Below are 16,514 nucleotides of genomic sequence, written 5' to 3'. Positions count from 1 at the left end.
GTTCAGGCAAACCATTATGCAAATGATTAAACAGTGCTTTTTCTTCCTGGTTCTGGGAACCGCCGCGTTATTTATGCCACATGCTAACGCGCTCTGTACCTCATCCGATCTGCCAAAACAGATTAATGTGGCCTCCGTATCCGTCTCGAGCACGTTGCCGGTAGGTGCCACCATTCCGGGTACCGAGCAGACCGTTCACGTGGCGGGCAACTGCTATAACCCTTCTGACTTCGGGCTTCCGATTGTTGCGTGCTATTACGGCGCAGGTCTGGAGATCCCCGGTCTTTCTGGGGTGTATGAATCAGGGCTGGAAGGAATTGGCGTAGCGCTGATGAATGACAAAGGCCAGCGAATTACCGGCGCCGGGGGAATTTACTGTAACTCAAGCGGCACGCCGCTGGGCTATGTCTCCAACGACATTTCTGAGTCCTTTAACTTTAATGTCACGCTGGAACTGGTGAAAACGAGCAATTCGGTCAAATCAGGTTCGCTTTCTCAGGCGGAGTCTAAATTTGGTGTCGGGGTTTATCAGCATGAAGGCATCAGCGATCCTAATACGATTTCCTATGCGGGCAATGTGAATCTCGAAACGGTTACCTGCTCTGTCCTGCCTAAAAATCTCACCGTGAACCTGGGCGATTTTCCCGTCAGTGATTTTATCAGTATTGGGTTGCTATCCAGCCCTGCACAAAACTTTGACGTCACGATTAATTGCGACAGCACCGTCCAGCCTGAGCTAAAGGTGACCAGCGCAAACGGCTACGAAACGGCATTCGAAGGGGTGATCAAATTGACTCAGCAGAACGGCATGGCAACCGGCGTGGGCGTGAGAATGCTCTTTGATGACCATCTCGCCACCTTTGACACCTATGTCAGCACCCGAAGCCAGGCCATCGCCAACGAAACCCTGCGAATACCGTTCGAGGTTCGTTACGAACAGGTCAGCAACGTGGTGACACCGGGGCCGGCCAATACCGTGGCGACGATCACTCTGGCTTATAAGTGACCAACATGAAAAAGACACTTGCGATCCTGATTCTCGGCTTGATTGCCCGGGCACAGGCGGACGATATTCAGATCCAGATGACAGGCAATATTTACGCCAACACCTGCATTATTGACAGCGCCAGCCGCAACCTGACGGTGGATTTAGGCCAGGCGGTATCAGGGGATTTTAAAAATGTGGGCGATACCGGCGCGTGGAAAGACTTTACGCTCTCGGTCTCGCATTGCCCTCCCACACTTGCGCTGGCGACCGCCTTTTTCTATGGTCAGGCCGACAGTACGCACCCGACAAAATTCGCCAATATCGGCAGTGCGAAAGGGTTAGCACTGGAACTGGCAGACCGCCAGGACAATATACTCATTGCCCCGCAGGCAGCCTTTAACGTTCCGGTTAACTCAGCGGACCACACGGCAACGTTTCCTCTGGCTGCCCGCTATTATGCCAGCGCATTGCCCGTCACCGCCGGAACGTTTAACAGCGTGGTCCAGGTGACCTTTACTTACCAGTAGGCCCGCGCCCCTTCGTACGGATGCTTTTACGCCGTCCGGCGGCAGGTTTTGCCGGACGTTTTTTAACATCGGGCACGTCCGGCTGTTCAATCGGAAAAACAGGCAGAGCGTTGAGTAACCGCTGGCCGTAATTTTTGGTGAGCAGACGTTTGTCATAAATCACCACCTCTCCCCAGCAGCTGTGGCTACGGATGAGACGCCCCACCTGCTGAATCAGATTAAACGATGCCGCGGGTAAGCTTTGGACCTCGAACGGATAGCGATTGAGGCTTTTGAGCCATTCACCTTCGGTGATGACGACCGGGCTGTCGATGGGCGGGAAGGCAATTTTATGGATATGCACCTGCGTCAGGTAATCCCCCTTCAGATCCAGCCCCTCCGCGAATGACTGCAGCCCGATCAGCACGCTACGTTCCCCGTTATCAATGCGTTTGCGGTGCAGCTCTACCAGCCGGTAGCGAGGCTGATCGCCCTGCACCAGCAACAGTAATCGCAGGTCGGTAACGTGCTCCAGAAAACGCTGCATCGCCCTTCCACTGGCAAACAGGACCAGCATGCCGGGATATTTTTCACTCTCCAGCTGCTCGCGGAAATACGCTGCCATTTCGGCAATGTGCTGTTCTTCGTTGTCGATAAGCGGCTCATACTTCATGCGCGGAATGACCAGCTTGCCCTGTTCACAGTGGTTAAACGGCGAATCCAGCGCCACAAAACGATCGCCAGCTTTCTCTTTCAGCCCGCTCATCTCCTGTAAACGGGAGAAACTGTTCAGGGAACGCAACGTCGCGGAAGTCACTACCACGTGCGGCACGCTGCGCCAGATAAGCTTTTCCAGCTGATCGGCAACACGAATCCCCACGCAGTGGAAAAACAGGTGCGCCTGTCCGTCTTTCACGTCACGGGTTGCCCATTTGGTGACCGGCGCACCGGACGCCTGCGCCATCGAGGCCAGACGCCAGAGCTTGCTCTGGGCTTCGAACATGCCCAACGCACGGTTCATCTGCAGCAGAATGCGGTGCAAACGCACCACGTCGTGGCTACCGGTTTTCTCACTGAGATCGTTTAAGAACATCTCCGCCAGCCCGCGCAGCTTTTCAAGGTGCTTCGCCAGCTGCTGGCAGATCTCCATCACCTCGTCGGGCAGCTCTCCCATCGCAAAGCGGTGCTCTGCTTCCTGGGTCGCCGGGAGATAAAGATTGAGGATGTTATTCAGGGAAGCAATAAGGCTGTAGACCGCTTCACAATGTTCGCTCAGCCGCTCGGGCACCGCCAGCGGCGGCGTGGTTTTCGGGCGGAACTGCTCCATGCAGGTCGCCACCAGCTTGCAGAACAGATCCAGCTGCAGGCGGAACCACGGCGCGGTGATTTCGGCGCTCATCTCCAGCGCATCCCGCGCCACATCCGGCAAATGGTGGCCTTCATCGAGCACCAGCAGCAGGTTTTTAGGCTCCGGCAGGACGGCCTCACTCTCCAGCGCGGCCATGACCAGCGCGTGGTTAGCGACAACCACCTCCGCTTCCTGAATCTCCCGCCGTGCGACAAAGAACGGGCACTCGCGGTAGTAGTGGCAGTTGCGGTTAAGGCAACTGGCTTTATCGGTGCTGAGCCTGCGCCACAAATCATCGCTGATGGCATGGCTGGTGTGATCGCGAAGGCCGTCCCACTTGTAGCTGTCGAGCTCGGTTTTTAGCTTCGCGCACTGCTCCTGTTCCGCTTTGTTGTTCGGCGTCAGTTCATCATCCAGGAAGGCCAGCAGATCCTGCTGAGAGGGCTCACTGCTGGCGAGAGCCGCGAGATTGCGCGGACACACATAACGCCCGCGGCCAAAGGCGGCTGTAAATCGCAGTTCAGGGATGATTTTGCGCAGCAGCGGCAGGTCTTTGCTGAAGATTTGATCCTGCAGGGCCACGTTAGCGGTGCTGACCACCAGCGTTTTTTGCTCTTCCCGCGCAATGGCAATGCCCGGGATTAAATACGACAGGGTTTTCCCGACACCCGTCGGGGCTTCAATCGCCAGATGTCGTCCGTCGTCCCCGGAGAGCGTTTTTGCCACATCAGCAATCATCTGCCGCTGAGGCGCTCGGGGGATAAAGTCGGGGATCTGCTGTTGTAGCGCCTTATACCAGGCGCCAATTTGCGCTTTGAGCGCCGCGGTTAAAGCCATCGGAGGACCTGAAATACTGTATAAACAGCCACTATTGTGGCACTTTCTTTCCGCTGCCGCAAAAGAAAAGCCCGGCTTTACGACCGGGCTTCCAGATTACTGCGGGTTAGCAGGTTTACGCGGGCGGCGTCGGCGCTGCCCTTCCCCTGCCGGTTTCCCCTCGCCGCTACGCCATGGGCTTTCACCGCCTGGCTTAGCCTCTGTATTACGACGCGGAGGTTTGCCCGCGGCTTTCGGTGCACCGCCTTCAGAACGACGCGGCTGCTGACTGCGCCCCCCGCCACCCTGACCACGACCACCGCCGCCGCCCTGACGGCCATTCTGAATAGGCTCCGCCTTGATGGACGGGTCCACGTCATAGCCCGGGGTTTCGATACGCGGGATCTCTTTTCTCAGCAGACGTTCGATATCACGCAGCAGTTTGTGTTCATCCACACACACCAGCGAGAGCGCTTCACCGGTTGCCGCCGCACGACCGGTACGACCGATACGGTGAACATAGTCTTCCGGTACGTTTGGCAGCTCGTAGTTTACGACGTGCGGCAGCTCTTCAATATCCAGACCACGGGCAGCAATGTCGGTCGCAACCAGGACGCGAATGTCACCGGATTTAAATTCAGCCAGCGCGCGGGTACGTGCCCCCTGGCTTTTGTTGCCGTGGATCGCCGCGCTGCGGATACCGTCTTTATTCAGTTGTTCCGCCAGATGGTTAGCGCCGTGCTTGGTACGGGTAAAGACCAGCACCTGCTGCCAGTTGCCCTGACCAATCATATGGGAGAGCAGTTCCCGCTTACGCTTTTTATCAACGAAGTGCACGTGCTGGGTAATTTGCTCAGAGGCGGTGTTGCGACGCGCCACTTCCACTTCCAGCGGGTTATGCAGCAGTTTTTCCGCCAGCGCCTTGATCTCATCAGAGAAGGTGGCAGAGAACAGCAGGTTCTGACGACGCGGCGGCAGCTTAGCCAGCACGCGACGAATGTCGTGGATAAAGCCCATATCCAGCATGCGGTCAGCTTCGTCCAGCACCAGGATTTCGATGCTATCAAGCTTCAGGGCATTCTGGTGCTCAAGATCCAACAGACGACCCGGCGTTGCCACCAGCACGTCCACGCCACCGCGCAGCTTCATCATCTGCGGGTTAATGCTTACTCCACCGAAAACCACCAGCGAGCGAATGTTGAGATAGCGGCTGTACTCACGCACGTTCTCACCAATTTGGGCCGCCAGCTCACGCGTTGGGGTGAGGATCAGGGCACGCACCGGACGACGTCCTTTGGCGTGCGGCTGATTTTTTACCAGCAGCTCTAACAGCGGCAGGGTAAAACCCGCGGTCTTACCGGTACCGGTCTGGGCGCTGGCCATCAGGTCGCGGCCCTGCAGAACGGCTGGAATAGCCTGCTGCTGGATTGGGGTTGGCTCGACGTAGCCCTGCTCTGCGATAGCGCGCAAAATTTCAGGGTTCAGGCCAAGGGAATCAAAAGACATAAAAACTCCGAACCGCCCCGACCATCACAGGTGTAGTTTTCAGGGAGATATAACGAATAGGGAAGGACAAAAACCACAATGTCGTGAAGCAGCGGAGTGTAGCAGGTTTTGTGACGTGGCGCATAAAATATCCCGCGGCGCTGCGTTGACGAAAGATTTCCCGCCGTGTGGTCACTGGACAAAAAGGGCAACCGGGCATAATGTTAATCAATCGATTGATTAATTTTTAAAACCGCCATGAATACGACCCCAACGACATCGAAAGGTGAACAGGCCAAAAACCAGCTTATTGCCGCCGCGCTGGCGCAGTTTGGCGAATATGGTCTGCATGCCACCACGCGGGACATCGCGGCGCAGGCCGGGCAAAACATTGCGGCTATCACCTACTATTTTGGCTCAAAAGAAGATTTGTACCTCGCCTGTGCCCAGTGGATCGCCGACTTTATCGGTAACCATTTTCGGCCACACGTTGAAGAGGCCAGCGGGCTATTGAGCCAGCCGTCGCCGGATCGCGCCGCCATCAGGCAGCTGATTATCAGCGCCTGCGACAATATGATTCGCCTGCTGACCCACGACGAGACGCTGAGCCTGAGTAAGTTCATCTCCCGTGAGCAGCTCTCCCCTACGGCGGCTTACCAGCGAGTGCACGATCAGGTGATTGCCCCGATGCATACGCACCTGACCCGGCTGATCGCGGCCTATACCGGACGAGACGCCGACGATACCGAGACTATTTTGCATACCCACGCCCTGCTGGGTGAAATTCTCGCCTTCCGTCTTGGGCGCGAAACGATCCTGTTACGCACCGGCTGGACACAATTTGATGAGGATAAAGCCGCGCAGATTAGCCAGGTCATCACCTGTCATCTCGATCTGATCCTGCAAGGCTTAACGCAAAGGAGCCTGAAGTCATGAAAAAACCTGTCGCCATCATTCTGGTGGTCGTTGTTCTGCTTGCCGCAGGTATCGGCGGCTGGCTGTGGTATCAAAGTCACCAGGACAGAGGCCTGACGCTGTACGGCAACGTCGATATTCGCACCGTGAATATGAGTTTCCGCGTCGGGGGGCGCCTGGCCTCCCTCACCGTTGATGAAGGCGATACCATCAAAACCGGTCAGATGCTGGGGATGCTCGACAAGGCCCCGTACGAGAACGCGCTGATGCAGGCGAAAGCAGGCGTTTCCGTGGCGCAGGCGCAATATGACCTGATGCTGGCCGGCTACCGTGACGAAGAGATTGCTCAGGCCGCCGCCGCGGTCAAACAGGCGCAGGCCGCCTATGACTACGCGCAAAACTTCTATGCTCGTCAGCAGGGCCTGTGGAAAAGCCGCACCATTTCTGCCAACGACCTAGAAAACGCCCGCTCCTCCCGCGACCAGGCCCAGGCGACGCTGAAATCCGCTCAGGATAAATTAAGCCAGTACCACACCGGTAATCGCCCGCAGGACATCGCGCAGGCAAAAGCCAGCCTGGAACAGGCGCAGGCGCAGCTGGCGCAGGCGGAACTGGATCTGCACGACACCACGCTCATTGCCCCGTCTGACGGCACGCTGATGACCCGCGCCGTGGAGCCGGGCAGCATGTTAAGCGCGGGAAGCACCGTCCTGACGCTTTCTCTGACGCGTCCGGTATGGGTGCGCGCCTACATTGATGAGCCTAATCTCGGCCAGATGCAGCCGGGCCGCGAGCTGCTGCTCTACACCGACGGTCGGCCGGATAAACCGTATCATGGCAAAGTTGGCTTTGTGTCACCGACGGCTGAATTCACACCCAAAACGGTTGAAACGCCGGATCTGCGTACCGACCTGGTTTATCGCCTGCGCATCATCGTGACCGATGCCGACGACGCGCTGCGTCAGGGCATGCCTGTCACCGTAAAAGTCAGCGACGGGGAACGACATGAATGACGCGGTTATTCAGCTCAACAATCTGGTCAAACGCTTCGCGGGAATGGAAAAACCTGCCGTCGCCCCGCTGAACTGTACCATTCAGAAAGGCTATGTGACCGGGCTGGTTGGCCCGGACGGCGCAGGCAAAACGACGCTGATGCGGATGCTGGCGGGTTTGTTAAAGCCCGATGAAGGAACCGCCAGCGTGCTCGGACTCGACCCGATTAAAGACGATGGCGCGCTCCATGCCATGCTGGGCTATATGCCGCAGAAGTTTGGTCTGTATGAAGACCTGACGGTGATGGAAAACCTCAATCTGTATGCTGACCTGCGCAGCGTCACTGGCGAAGCCCGTCAGAAGACCTTTGCCCGTTTGCTGGAATTTACCTCGCTTGGCCCCTTCACCGACCGGCTGGCGGGCAAGCTCTCCGGCGGGATGAAACAGAAGCTGGGGCTGGCCTGTACGCTGGTGGGCGAGCCGAAGGTTCTCTTACTCGATGAACCTGGCGTGGGCGTCGACCCGATTTCGCGCCGCGAGCTGTGGCAGATGGTGCATGAGTTAGCCGGCGATGGGATGCTGATCCTCTGGAGCACCTCGTACCTTGATGAAGCGGAACAGTGCCGTGACGTTCTGCTGATGAACGAAGGTGAACTGCTTTATCAGGGAGAGCCGACCACGCTGACGCAGAGCATGGCTGGACGCAGCTTCCTGCTGCACAGCGCCCAGGCCTCCAACCGTCAGCTGCTGCAGCGGGTGCTAAAGCTACCTCAGGCCAGCGACGGAATGATTCAGGGCCGTTCGGTGCGCGTGATCCTCACGAAAGAGGCGACCGCGGACGATATACGCCGTGCACCGGGAATGCCTGAAATTGAGATGGAGGAGACCGCGCCACGCTTTGAAGATGCGTTTATCGATCTGCTCGGCGGCGCAGGGACATCAGAATCCCCCCTCGCCGCGATCCTGCACACGGTTGAAGGCACGCCGGGTGAAACGGTGATTGAAGCCAAATCCCTCACCAAAAAGTTTGGGGATTTCGCCGCCACCGATAACGTCAATTTCGCGGTGAAACGCGGTGAGATTTTTGGCCTGCTCGGGCCAAACGGCGCCGGGAAATCGACCACTTTTAAGATGATGTGCGGCCTGCTGGTACCGACCTCGGGGAAAGCGCTGGTGCTCGACATGGACCTGAAGGTCAGCTCCGGCAAGGCGCGTCAGCATCTGGGCTATATGGCGCAGAAATTCTCGCTGTATGGCAACCTGACGGTCGAGCAGAACCTGCGCTTTTTCTCCGGCGTGTACGGCCTGCGGGGCCGCGCGCAGAACGAGAAAATCCACCGCATGAGCGAGGCCTTTGGCCTGACGGGCATTGCTTCCCATGCCACCGACGAACTGCCGCTCGGTTTCAAGCAGCGGCTGGCGCTGGCCTGCTCATTAATGCATGAGCCCGATATCCTGTTTCTCGATGAGCCGACCTCCGGCGTTGACCCCCTCACCCGCCGCGAGTTCTGGCTGCATATTAACAGCATGGTGGAGAAAGGGGTCACGGTCATGGTAACCACCCACTTTATGGATGAGGCGGAATACTGCGACCGCATCGGGCTGGTGTATCGCGGCAAGCTGATTGCCCACGGTACGCCGGACGACCTGAAAGAACAGGCCGCCGATGACGAGGTGCCGGACCCGACCATGGAACAGGCGTTTATTACCCTCATCCACGACTGGGATAAGGAGAATGCCCATGCGCAATAACGCCATTTCATGGCGCAGGGTGCGTGCGTTGTGTATCAAAGAGACGCGCCAGATCGTGCGTGACCCCAGCAGCTGGCTGATCGCTGTGGTGATCCCCCTGCTGCTGCTCTTTATCTTTGGCTACGGGATCAACCTTGACTCCAGCAAACTGCGGGTCGGGATTTTGCTGGAGCAGCAGAGCGAAGAGGCGCTTGATTTCACCCACACCATGACCGGCTCCCCTTACATTGACGCCACCATCAGCGACAACCGGCAGGCGTTAATCCAGATGATGCAGGCCGGGAAGATACGTGGGCTGGTGGTGATCCCGGTGGATTTTGCCGCCAACATGGCGCGCACCGATGCCAATGCGCCGGTGCAGGTGATCACCGACGGCAGCGAGCCAAACACCGCGAACTTTGTACAAGGCTATGTGGAGGGCATCTGGCAGCTGTGGCAAATGCAGCGCGCCGAAGATCGCGGGGAAACCTTCGAACCGCTGATCGACGTGCAGACGCGCTACTGGTTTAACCCTGCGGCCATTAGCCAGCATTTTATTATCCCGGGTGCGGTGACCATCATCATGACGGTTATTGGCGCCATTTTGACCTCGCTGGTGATTGCCCGCGAGTGGGAACGCGGCACCATGGAGGCGCTGCTGTCTACCGAGGTCACACGGGTTGAACTGCTGCTCTGTAAGCTTATCCCCTACTACTTCCTCGGCATGCTGGCGATGCTGCTCTGCATGCTGGTCTCGGTGTTTATCCTCGGCGTGCCGTACCGCGGATCGCTGGTGGTGCTCTTCTTTATCACCAGTCTGTTTTTACTGAGCACCCTCGGGATGGGGCTGCTTATCTCCACCATCACCCGTAACCAGTTCAACGCCGCGCAGGTGGCCCTGAACGCCGCCTTTTTACCGTCGATTATGCTGTCCGGGTTTATTTTCCAGATAGACAGTATGCCCGCCGTGATCCGTGCCGTGACCTACATTATTCCGGCGCGCTACTTCGTGAGTACGCTGCAAAGCCTGTTCCTGGCGGGGAATATTCCGGTGGTGTTGATCATCAACACGCTGTTTTTGCTGGCATCGGCAACGATGTTTATTGGGCTGACGTGGATAAAGACCAAACGGCGTCTGGATTAAGGAGCGAACATGTTTCACCGTTTATGGACATTGATACGCAAAGAGCTGCAGTCGCTGCTGCGCGAGCCGCAGACGCGCGCCATTCTGGTATTACCGGTGTTGCTTCAGGTGTTGCTCTTCCCGTTTGCCGCCACGCTGGAGGTGACTAACGCCACCATTGCTATCTACAACGAAGATAATGGCAAACATTCCGTCGAATTGACGCAGCGTTTCGCCCGGGCGAAGGCTTTTACCCACATCCTGCTGCTGAAAAGCCCGCAGGAGATCCAGCCCACCATCGATACGCAAAAAGCGTTATTGCTGGTGCGTTTTCCGGCCGATTTTTCCCGCAATCTGGATACCTTCCAGACGGCACCAATGCAGTTAATCCTCGACGGGCGCAACTCCAACAGCGCCCAGATTGCAGCCAACTATCTTCAGCAGGTGGTGAAAGATTACCAACAGGAGTTGATGGACGGGAAACCGAAACCTAACAACAGCGAGCTGGTGGTGCGCAACTGGTATAACCCGAATCTGGATTACAAATGGTTCGTGGTGCCATCGCTGATTGCCATGATCACCACTATCGGAGTGATGATCGTAACGTCGCTCTCCGTCGCCCGTGAGCGCGAACAGGGGACGCTCGATCAGCTGCTGGTTTCCCCGCTCGCAACATGGCAAATTTTCGTCGGCAAAGCGGTTCCGGCGCTGATTGTCGCGACCTTCCAGGCCACCATCGTGCTGGGCGTGGGAATATGGGCCTACCAGATCCCGTTCGCCGGTTCGCTGGCGCTGTTCTACTTCACCATGGTGATTTACGGGCTGTCGCTGGTCGGGTTTGGACTGCTGATTTCCGCGCTCTGCTCTACCCAGCAGCAGGCATTTATTGGCGTGTTCGTCTTTATGATGCCGGCGATTTTGCTTTCGGGCTACGTCTCGCCCGTGGAGAACATGCCGGTATGGTTACAGGATTTGACGTGGATAAACCCGATTCGGCACTTCACGGATATCACCAAGCAGATCTATCTGAAGGATGCGAGTCTGGACATTGTCTGGGGAAGTTTGTGGCCGCTACTGATTATAGCGGCCACGACGGGCTCAGTGGCGTACGTGATGTTTAGACGAAACATCGCGTAGCTTTTTCTCTTTGGTCAGTAACGAGACCACGGCAGGCCCTGCGAGGATTGCCAGACCGGCCAGGGCCAGCAGCAGGTTGTTTTGCAGCACACGCGACAGCAACCAAAGCACAATCATCGCCGCACCAAAGTACCAGGTGGTGGTGAGCTCTTCGAGCACATCACCCACCTCACGCCAGCGTGCTTCGTGGTGGCGCTGTAAAAACAGCATCGACAGTACGGTGACGCCATAGAGGACGCATAGCCCTAAGCCGACCCGCACCAGCGTGCCGCTCATCCAGCCCATCACCAGTACGGCCACGACCAGTAAATGCAACATTATCTGCCAGCAACTCAGGCCAGTTGCGACACGAACGCGTTGTTGCCACTTCATGGCTTCTCTCCTGAAGGATTTTTCTCTGCTTAATCAGACTACCGCACTTTACGGAAAATTCCGTAACACCGCATCTTTTTGTGACGCCTACTACACTTTATTTTCATCGGGATAGTCACCCTGGAAGGAACGTATGACCAAAAAAATGCAGCATTTCTCGCTTAAAGTGCTGACGATAAACATTCATAAAGGCTTCACAGCATTTAACCGCCGCTTCATTTTACCGGAGCTGCGCGACGCGGTTCGCACCGTCAGCGCGGACATTGTCTGTCTTCAGGAAGTCATGGGCGCGCACGAAGTGCATCCGCTTCACTTTGAAAACTGGCCGGACACCCCGCACTACGAATTCCTGGCCGACACCATGTGGAGTGATTACGCCTACGGGCGCAACGCGGTGTACCCGGAAGGGCATCACGGTAATGCGGTGCTGTCACGTTTTCCCATCGAACATTACGAGAACCGCGACGTCTCTGTGGGTGAAAGTGAAAAACGCGGGCTGCTTTACTGCCGTATCGCCCCGCCGGACCTGGCGTTCCCGGTGCACGTGGGCTGTGTTCATCTGGGCCTGCGCGAAGCCCATCGCCAGGCACAGCTAAAAATGCTGGCCGAATGGACCAATGCCCTGCCCGAAGGTGAACCCGTGGTCGTGGCCGGTGATTTCAACGACTGGCGGCAGCGGGCTAACCATCCGTTGAAGGTTGATGCGGGACTTGAGGAGATTTTCACCCGTGCAAACGGCAGGCCTGCACGCACCTTTCCGGTACGGTTCCCGTTTTTGCGACTCGACAGAATCTACGTAAAAAACGCCCATGCCAGCAGCCCGACCGCACTGGCGTTACTTAACTGGCGACATCTTTCCGACCATGCGCCGCTCAGCGCGGAGATCCACTTATGAAATGTTCATGGCAGGAAGGCAACCGGATCACGCTGCTGGTCAACGGGGATGAATATTACCCCGCGGTGTTTGACGCGATTGACCACGCAAAGCAGAAAGTGATCCTTGAAACGTTTATCTGGTTCGAAGACGACGTCGGTAAGCAGTTGCACAGCGTGCTGCTGCGTGCTGCCCTGCGTGGCGTCAAAATCGAAGTGCTGCTGGATGGCTATGGCTCACCGGACCTCAGTGATGCGTTCGTCAATGAGCTCACCTCAGCAGGCGTCGTGTTCCGCTACTACGATCCTGGCCCTCGCCTTTTCGGCATGCGTACCAATCTTTTCCGCCGGATGCACCGCAAAATTGTGGTGGTGGATGAGACGGTAGCGTTTGTTGGCGGCATTAACTACTCCGCTGAACATATGTCCGATTACGGCCCGGAAGCCAAGCAGGATTACGCGATTCGCATTGAAGGACCGGTGGTGCAGGATATCCTGCTCTTTGAGCTGGAAAACCTGCCCGGTAAAGAGGCTGCCCGGCGCTGGTGGCAGCGCCGCCATCATCGTCCGGAAGAGAACCGTCACCCCGGTGAAGCGCAGGCGTTATTTGTCTGGCGGGATAACGGTGAGCACCGGGACGACATTGAGCGGCATTACCTGAAGATGCTGGCGAATGCGAAGCGCGAAGTGATCATCGCCAACGCCTACTTTTTCCCGGGCTATCGCCTGCTGCATGCCATGCGCAATGCGGCCCGACGCGGCGTGCGCGTGAAGCTCATTGTTCAGGGCGAGCCGGACATGCAGATTGTCAAAATCGGTGCCCGGTTGCTGTACAACTATCTGGTGAAAGGTGGCGTACAAATTTACGAATATCGCCGCCGGCCGCTGCACGGCAAAGTTGCCCTGATGGACGATCACTGGGCCACCGTGGGCTCCAGCAATCTCGATCCGCTGAGTTTGTCACTGAATCTTGAAGCTAACCTGATCATCCACGATCGCCAGTTCAACCAGACTCTCAGGGATAACCTGCAGGCGTTGATCGTGAACGACTGCGTGCGCGTGGACGAATCCATGGTGCCCAAACGCACCTGGTGGAATCTGGGCATTAGCGTGGTGGTGTTCCACTTCCTGCGTCATTTCCCGGCGATGGTGGGCTGGCTGCCGGCGCACACGCCAAAACTTGCGCTGGTGGATCCGCCTGTCCAGCCCGAAATGGAAACCCAGGACCGCGTTGAAGCGGAAGATGGAGGGAAAACCTGATGTCGAAATCACATCCACGCTGGCGGCTGGCTAAAAAGATCCTCACCTGGCTGTTTTTCATCGCCGTCGCGGTTCTGCTGGTGGTTTACGCCCAGAAAGTTGACTGGGAAGAGGTGTGGAAAGTTATCCGCAACTACAACCGGTTGGTGCTGCTGGGCGCGGTGGGGCTGGTGATTGTAAGCTACCTCATGTACGGCTGCTATGACCTGCTGGGCCGCGCCTACTGCGGCCATAAGCTCGCGAAGCGCCAGGTCATGCTGGTGTCGTTTATCTGCTACGCCTTTAACCTGACATTGAGTACCTGGGTGGGCGGGATCGGCATGCGCTATCGCCTTTACTCGCGCCTCGGCCTGCCGGGCGGGACCATTACGCGCATTTTTTCCCTCAGCATCACCACCAACTGGCTGGGTTACATTCTGCTCGGCGGGGTGATTTTCACCATCGGCGTGGTGCAATTGCCTGCGCACTGGTACATCGATGAAACCACGCTGCGGATTTTAGGCTTTGCATTACTGCTCATCATTGCGCTCTATCTTTGGGCCTGCGCCTTTGCCAAACGCCGACACATGACCATCAAGGGACAAAAACTGGTGCTGCCTTCGTGGAAATTCGCGGTCCTGCAGATGGCCGTGTCCAGCGCCAACTGGATGGCGATGGGGGCGATTATCTGGATGCTCATTGGTGAAGATGTGAATTACTTCTTTGTGCTGGGCGTGCTGCTGGTCAGCAGCATTGCCGGCGTGATCGTACATATCCCGGCGGGGATTGGGGTGCTGGAGGCGGTATTTATCGCCCTGCTCGCCGGAGAGCATGTTTCACAGGGTACGATTATTGCCGCCCTGCTGGCCTACCGTATGCTCTATTACTTCCTGCCGCTGGCGCTGGCAACGGTGTGTTATCTGGTGCTGGAGAGTCGGGCGAAGAAACTGCGGGCTAAGAATGAGAAAGCGTTAGCGAAGTGAGGTCTGGCGAGGGAACTTACCCGGCCTGCGCAACGCAGGTCGGGTAAGGGAAATACCCTTAACGACGGTTGCCTAAAATACGCAGCAACATCAGGAACAGGTTGATGAAGTCCAGATACAGCGTCAGGGCGCCCAGAATCGCGTATTTGCGCAGGTTTGAGCTGTCGCGTACGTCAATCTGTTCGCCAATATTTTTCAGCTTCTGAGTGTCGTAGGCCGTCAAACCGACGAAGATCACCACCCCGATATAGGTCACCGCCCACATCAGCGCTTCACTCTTCAGCCACAGGTTCACCAGCGACGCCAGCACAATCCCAATCAGCCCCATAAACAGCATGCTGCCGAAACCGCTCAGGTCACGCTTCGTAGTGTAGCCGTAGAGGCTCATCGCACCAAACATCCCGCCAGCGACCACAAACGTGCTGGCGATGGAGGAATAGGTATACACGATGAAGATGCTGGAGAGCGTTAGCCCCGTCAGTGCCGAATAGAGCATAAACAGCGTGGTCGCCATTCCGGCGCTCAGCTTCTGCACCAGGCCGGAGAGAACAAAGACCAGCGCCAGTTGCGCGATGATCAGCCCAAAGAAGGTGATTTTGCTCGAGAAGATAAACATCATCAGCTCAGGCGTGTTGGCTGCATACCATGCGATAAAGGCGGTCAGCAGTAAACCGACCGTCATCCAGCCATAAACCTGAGCCATATACGTCTGCAGCCCGGTACGGGTCTGCTGTACTATTGAATCGGAACGCGGAAATCGGTCCATGATTCACTCCTGATTAAGTAGACACACACGTTAAGACTAACACATCCACGCAAACCGACTACCAACGACTGGCGGCTTCTTTGTCACTGTCACGCGACTCAACCCACCTGTCGCCTTCCGGCGTCGCTTCACGTTTCCAGAATGGCGCTTTGGTTTTGAGGTAATCCATAATGAACTCCCCTGCTGCAAACGCACTACTACGGTGGGCACTGGTCACGCCGACAAAAACGATTTCCTCGCCAGGCCACATTTCACCAATACGGTGGATAACCGTCACTCGCCCGAGCGGCCAGCGGCCACGCGCCTGTTCAACGATCTCCGCGAGGGATTTCTCCGTCATGCCCGGATAGTGTTCCAGCGTCAGCGCCTTTACGCTGTCGCCGAGATTATGGTTACGCACTTTGCCGGTGAAGGTGACAACCGCACCGTCTTCGTCACGCTCTGCCAGCCAGTCATATTCTGTACCAACGCTGAAACGATCATGACCTACCAGAATTCGGGTTTCAGCCATCTTAGCCCCCTGTCACCGGCGGGAAGAAGGCCACTTCATCCCCGGCCGTCAGCGGATGGGTCAGCTCCACCAGCGTCTGGTTAACCGCGGCCAGCAGCTTGCCTTCATCCAGCGCCAGCGCCCAGCGGTCGCTTTGCGCGGCAAGATGCGCACGCAGGTCGGCAACGGTGTCAAAGGGGGCATCAAGCGTCAGGCTGTCGGTGCCCACCAGCTCGCGGACCTGAGCAAAAAAGAGCACCTTAATCATGGCTGTCCACCTTAAAATCACCGGATTTACCACCGCTTTTCGCCAGCAAACGAACCGGGCCAATCACCATATCTTTCTGCACCGCTTTGCACATGTCATAGATAGTCAACGCGGCGACAGAGGCCGCCGTCAGGGCTTCCATCTCAACCCCGGTTTTCCCGGTTAAACGGCAGAGCGACTCGATGCGCACGCGGTTGTGCTCCGGCTGCGCCTGCAGGTTGACTTCCACCTTGCTCAACATCAGCGGGTGGCAGAGCGGAATTAAGTCCCAGGTGCGTTTTGCAGCCTGGATCCCGGCGATGCGGGCGGTGGCAAAGACGTCGCCTTTGTGATGGCTGCCGTCAATAATCATCGCCAGGGTCTCTGGCAACATGGTCACGAAGGCTTCAGCACGCGCTTCACGCACCGTTTCGGCTTTGGCGGAGACATCCACCATATGTGCTTCGCCAGCGGCGTTAATGTGGGTCAGTTGCGACATAAC

General features: G+C 57.0%; 17 protein-coding genes. 10 read left to right on the top strand and 7 right to left on the bottom strand.

What is annotated here, in order from left to right; translation table 11 throughout:
* Positions 1 to 16 precede the first annotated feature (16 nt).
* Both JTA15_RS02545 and JTA15_RS02540 read left to right on the top strand, forming a co-directional pair.
* Entirely contained in the window at positions 17 to 1,006 is a 990-nt protein-coding gene (locus JTA15_RS02545; protein WP_138013652.1) for a fimbrial protein, read from the top strand.
* Positions 1,007 to 1,011: 5 nt separating this feature from the next.
* On the top strand, positions 1,012 to 1,515 hold the full coding sequence (locus tag JTA15_RS02540) for a fimbrial protein (protein WP_025204629.1): 504 nt from the start codon (positions 1,012 to 1,014) through the stop codon (positions 1,513 to 1,515).
* Here JTA15_RS02540 and dinG read toward each other — a convergent pair.
* Together dinG and rhlE are read right to left on the bottom strand one after the other, a co-directional pair.
* On the bottom strand, positions 1,502 to 3,679 hold the full coding sequence (gene dinG / locus JTA15_RS02535) for an ATP-dependent DNA helicase DinG (protein ID WP_106503852.1): 2,178 nt from the start codon (positions 3,677 to 3,679) through the stop codon (positions 1,502 to 1,504). The genes JTA15_RS02540 and dinG overlap by 14 nt on opposite strands.
* 96 nt (positions 3,680 to 3,775) lie before the next feature.
* The gene (rhlE, locus tag JTA15_RS02530; RefSeq protein ID WP_020884924.1) at positions 3,776 to 5,164 is read right to left on the bottom strand and encodes an ATP-dependent RNA helicase RhlE; all 1,389 of its coding nucleotides are present in this window, start codon (positions 5,162 to 5,164) and stop codon (positions 3,776 to 3,778) included.
* A 237-nt stretch (positions 5,165 to 5,401) separates the two neighbouring features.
* Here rhlE and cecR point away from each other — a divergent pair, with 237 nt between their 5' ends.
* Genes cecR through JTA15_RS02505 form a run of 5 tightly spaced genes read left to right on the top strand, consistent with a single transcriptional unit; the run spans position 5,402 to position 11,042 of the window.
* Positions 5,402 to 6,079 (top strand): transcriptional regulator CecR, encoded by a 678-nt coding sequence (cecR, locus tag JTA15_RS02525; RefSeq protein WP_014169235.1) that lies wholly within the window; start codon positions 5,402 to 5,404, stop codon positions 6,077 to 6,079.
* Entirely contained in the window at positions 6,076 to 7,071 is a 996-nt protein-coding gene (hlyD, locus tag JTA15_RS02520; protein WP_014169234.1) for a secretion protein HlyD, read from the top strand. The genes cecR and hlyD overlap by 4 nt, the downstream gene beginning before the upstream one ends.
* On the top strand, positions 7,064 to 8,803 hold the full coding sequence (locus JTA15_RS02515; protein WP_150343513.1) for an ATP-binding cassette domain-containing protein: 1,740 nt from the start codon (positions 7,064 to 7,066) through the stop codon (positions 8,801 to 8,803). Before hlyD ends, JTA15_RS02515 begins: the two co-directional genes overlap by 8 nt.
* Positions 8,793 to 9,926: an ABC transporter permease gene (locus JTA15_RS02510; RefSeq protein WP_047743857.1), complete on the top strand. Its 1,134-nt coding sequence runs from the start codon at positions 8,793 to 8,795 to the stop codon at positions 9,924 to 9,926. Before JTA15_RS02515 ends, JTA15_RS02510 begins: the two co-directional genes overlap by 11 nt.
* Positions 9,927 to 9,935: 9 nt before the next feature.
* Positions 9,936 to 11,042 (top strand): ABC transporter permease, encoded by a 1,107-nt coding sequence (locus tag JTA15_RS02505; RefSeq protein WP_014169231.1) that lies wholly within the window; start codon positions 9,936 to 9,938, stop codon positions 11,040 to 11,042.
* Here JTA15_RS02505 and JTA15_RS02500 read toward each other — a convergent pair.
* Positions 11,004 to 11,414 carry a YbhQ family protein gene (locus JTA15_RS02500; protein WP_014169230.1) on the bottom strand — a complete coding sequence of 137 codons (411 nt, stop codon included), beginning with the start codon at positions 11,412 to 11,414 and terminating at the stop codon, positions 11,004 to 11,006. The two genes, JTA15_RS02505 and JTA15_RS02500, sit on opposite strands and share 39 nt — an antisense overlap.
* A 133-nt stretch (positions 11,415 to 11,547) precedes the next feature.
* Between JTA15_RS02500 and JTA15_RS02495 the strand changes: the two genes are divergently transcribed.
* Genes JTA15_RS02495 through JTA15_RS02485 form a run of 3 tightly spaced genes read left to right on the top strand, consistent with a single transcriptional unit; the run spans position 11,548 to position 14,509 of the window.
* The gene (locus JTA15_RS02495; protein ID WP_014169229.1) at positions 11,548 to 12,309 is read left to right on the top strand and encodes an endonuclease/exonuclease/phosphatase family protein; all 762 of its coding nucleotides are present in this window, start codon (positions 11,548 to 11,550) and stop codon (positions 12,307 to 12,309) included.
* Complete coding sequence (clsB, locus tag JTA15_RS02490) at positions 12,306 to 13,547, top strand: cardiolipin synthase ClsB (protein ID WP_014169228.1); 1,242 nt, start codon at positions 12,306 to 12,308, stop codon at positions 13,545 to 13,547. Before JTA15_RS02495 ends, clsB begins: the two co-directional genes overlap by 4 nt.
* Positions 13,547 to 14,509, top strand: a complete 963-nt coding sequence (locus JTA15_RS02485) for a YbhN family protein (protein WP_014169227.1) — start codon at positions 13,547 to 13,549, stop codon at positions 14,507 to 14,509. The genes clsB and JTA15_RS02485 overlap by 1 nt, the downstream gene beginning before the upstream one ends.
* A gap of 58 nt (positions 14,510 to 14,567) precedes the next feature.
* On the opposite strand, the gene JTA15_RS02480 is transcribed toward JTA15_RS02485, so the two are convergent.
* The 4 genes from JTA15_RS02480 to moaC are packed head-to-tail and all read right to left on the bottom strand — an operon-like array spanning position 14,568 to position 16,511.
* Positions 14,568 to 15,275, bottom strand: a complete 708-nt coding sequence (locus JTA15_RS02480; RefSeq protein WP_014169226.1) for a Bax inhibitor-1/YccA family protein — start codon at positions 15,273 to 15,275, stop codon at positions 14,568 to 14,570.
* A gap of 58 nt (positions 15,276 to 15,333) precedes the next feature.
* Positions 15,334 to 15,786 carry a molybdopterin synthase catalytic subunit MoaE gene (gene moaE / locus JTA15_RS02475; RefSeq protein WP_014169225.1) on the bottom strand — a complete coding sequence of 151 codons (453 nt, stop codon included), beginning with the start codon at positions 15,784 to 15,786 and terminating at the stop codon, positions 15,334 to 15,336.
* Between the two features lies 1 nt (position 15,787).
* Positions 15,788 to 16,033, bottom strand: a complete 246-nt coding sequence (gene moaD, locus JTA15_RS02470; protein ID WP_020884929.1) for a molybdopterin synthase sulfur carrier subunit — start codon at positions 16,031 to 16,033, stop codon at positions 15,788 to 15,790.
* A complete protein-coding gene (gene moaC / locus JTA15_RS02465; protein WP_008501142.1) occupies positions 16,026 to 16,511 on the bottom strand; it encodes a cyclic pyranopterin monophosphate synthase MoaC in 486 nt (161 codons plus the stop codon). The genes moaD and moaC overlap by 8 nt, the downstream gene beginning before the upstream one ends.
* Positions 16,512 to 16,514: the final 3 nt, after the last annotated feature.

The sequence above is a fragment of the Enterobacter sp. BIDMC 29 genome, assembly GCF_019378755.1.
Lineage (GTDB): Bacteria > Pseudomonadota > Gammaproteobacteria > Enterobacterales > Enterobacteriaceae > Enterobacter > Enterobacter ludwigii.
The sequence above is the reverse complement of the archived record's forward strand: the minus strand, read 5'-3'. Positions and strand labels throughout refer to the sequence as shown.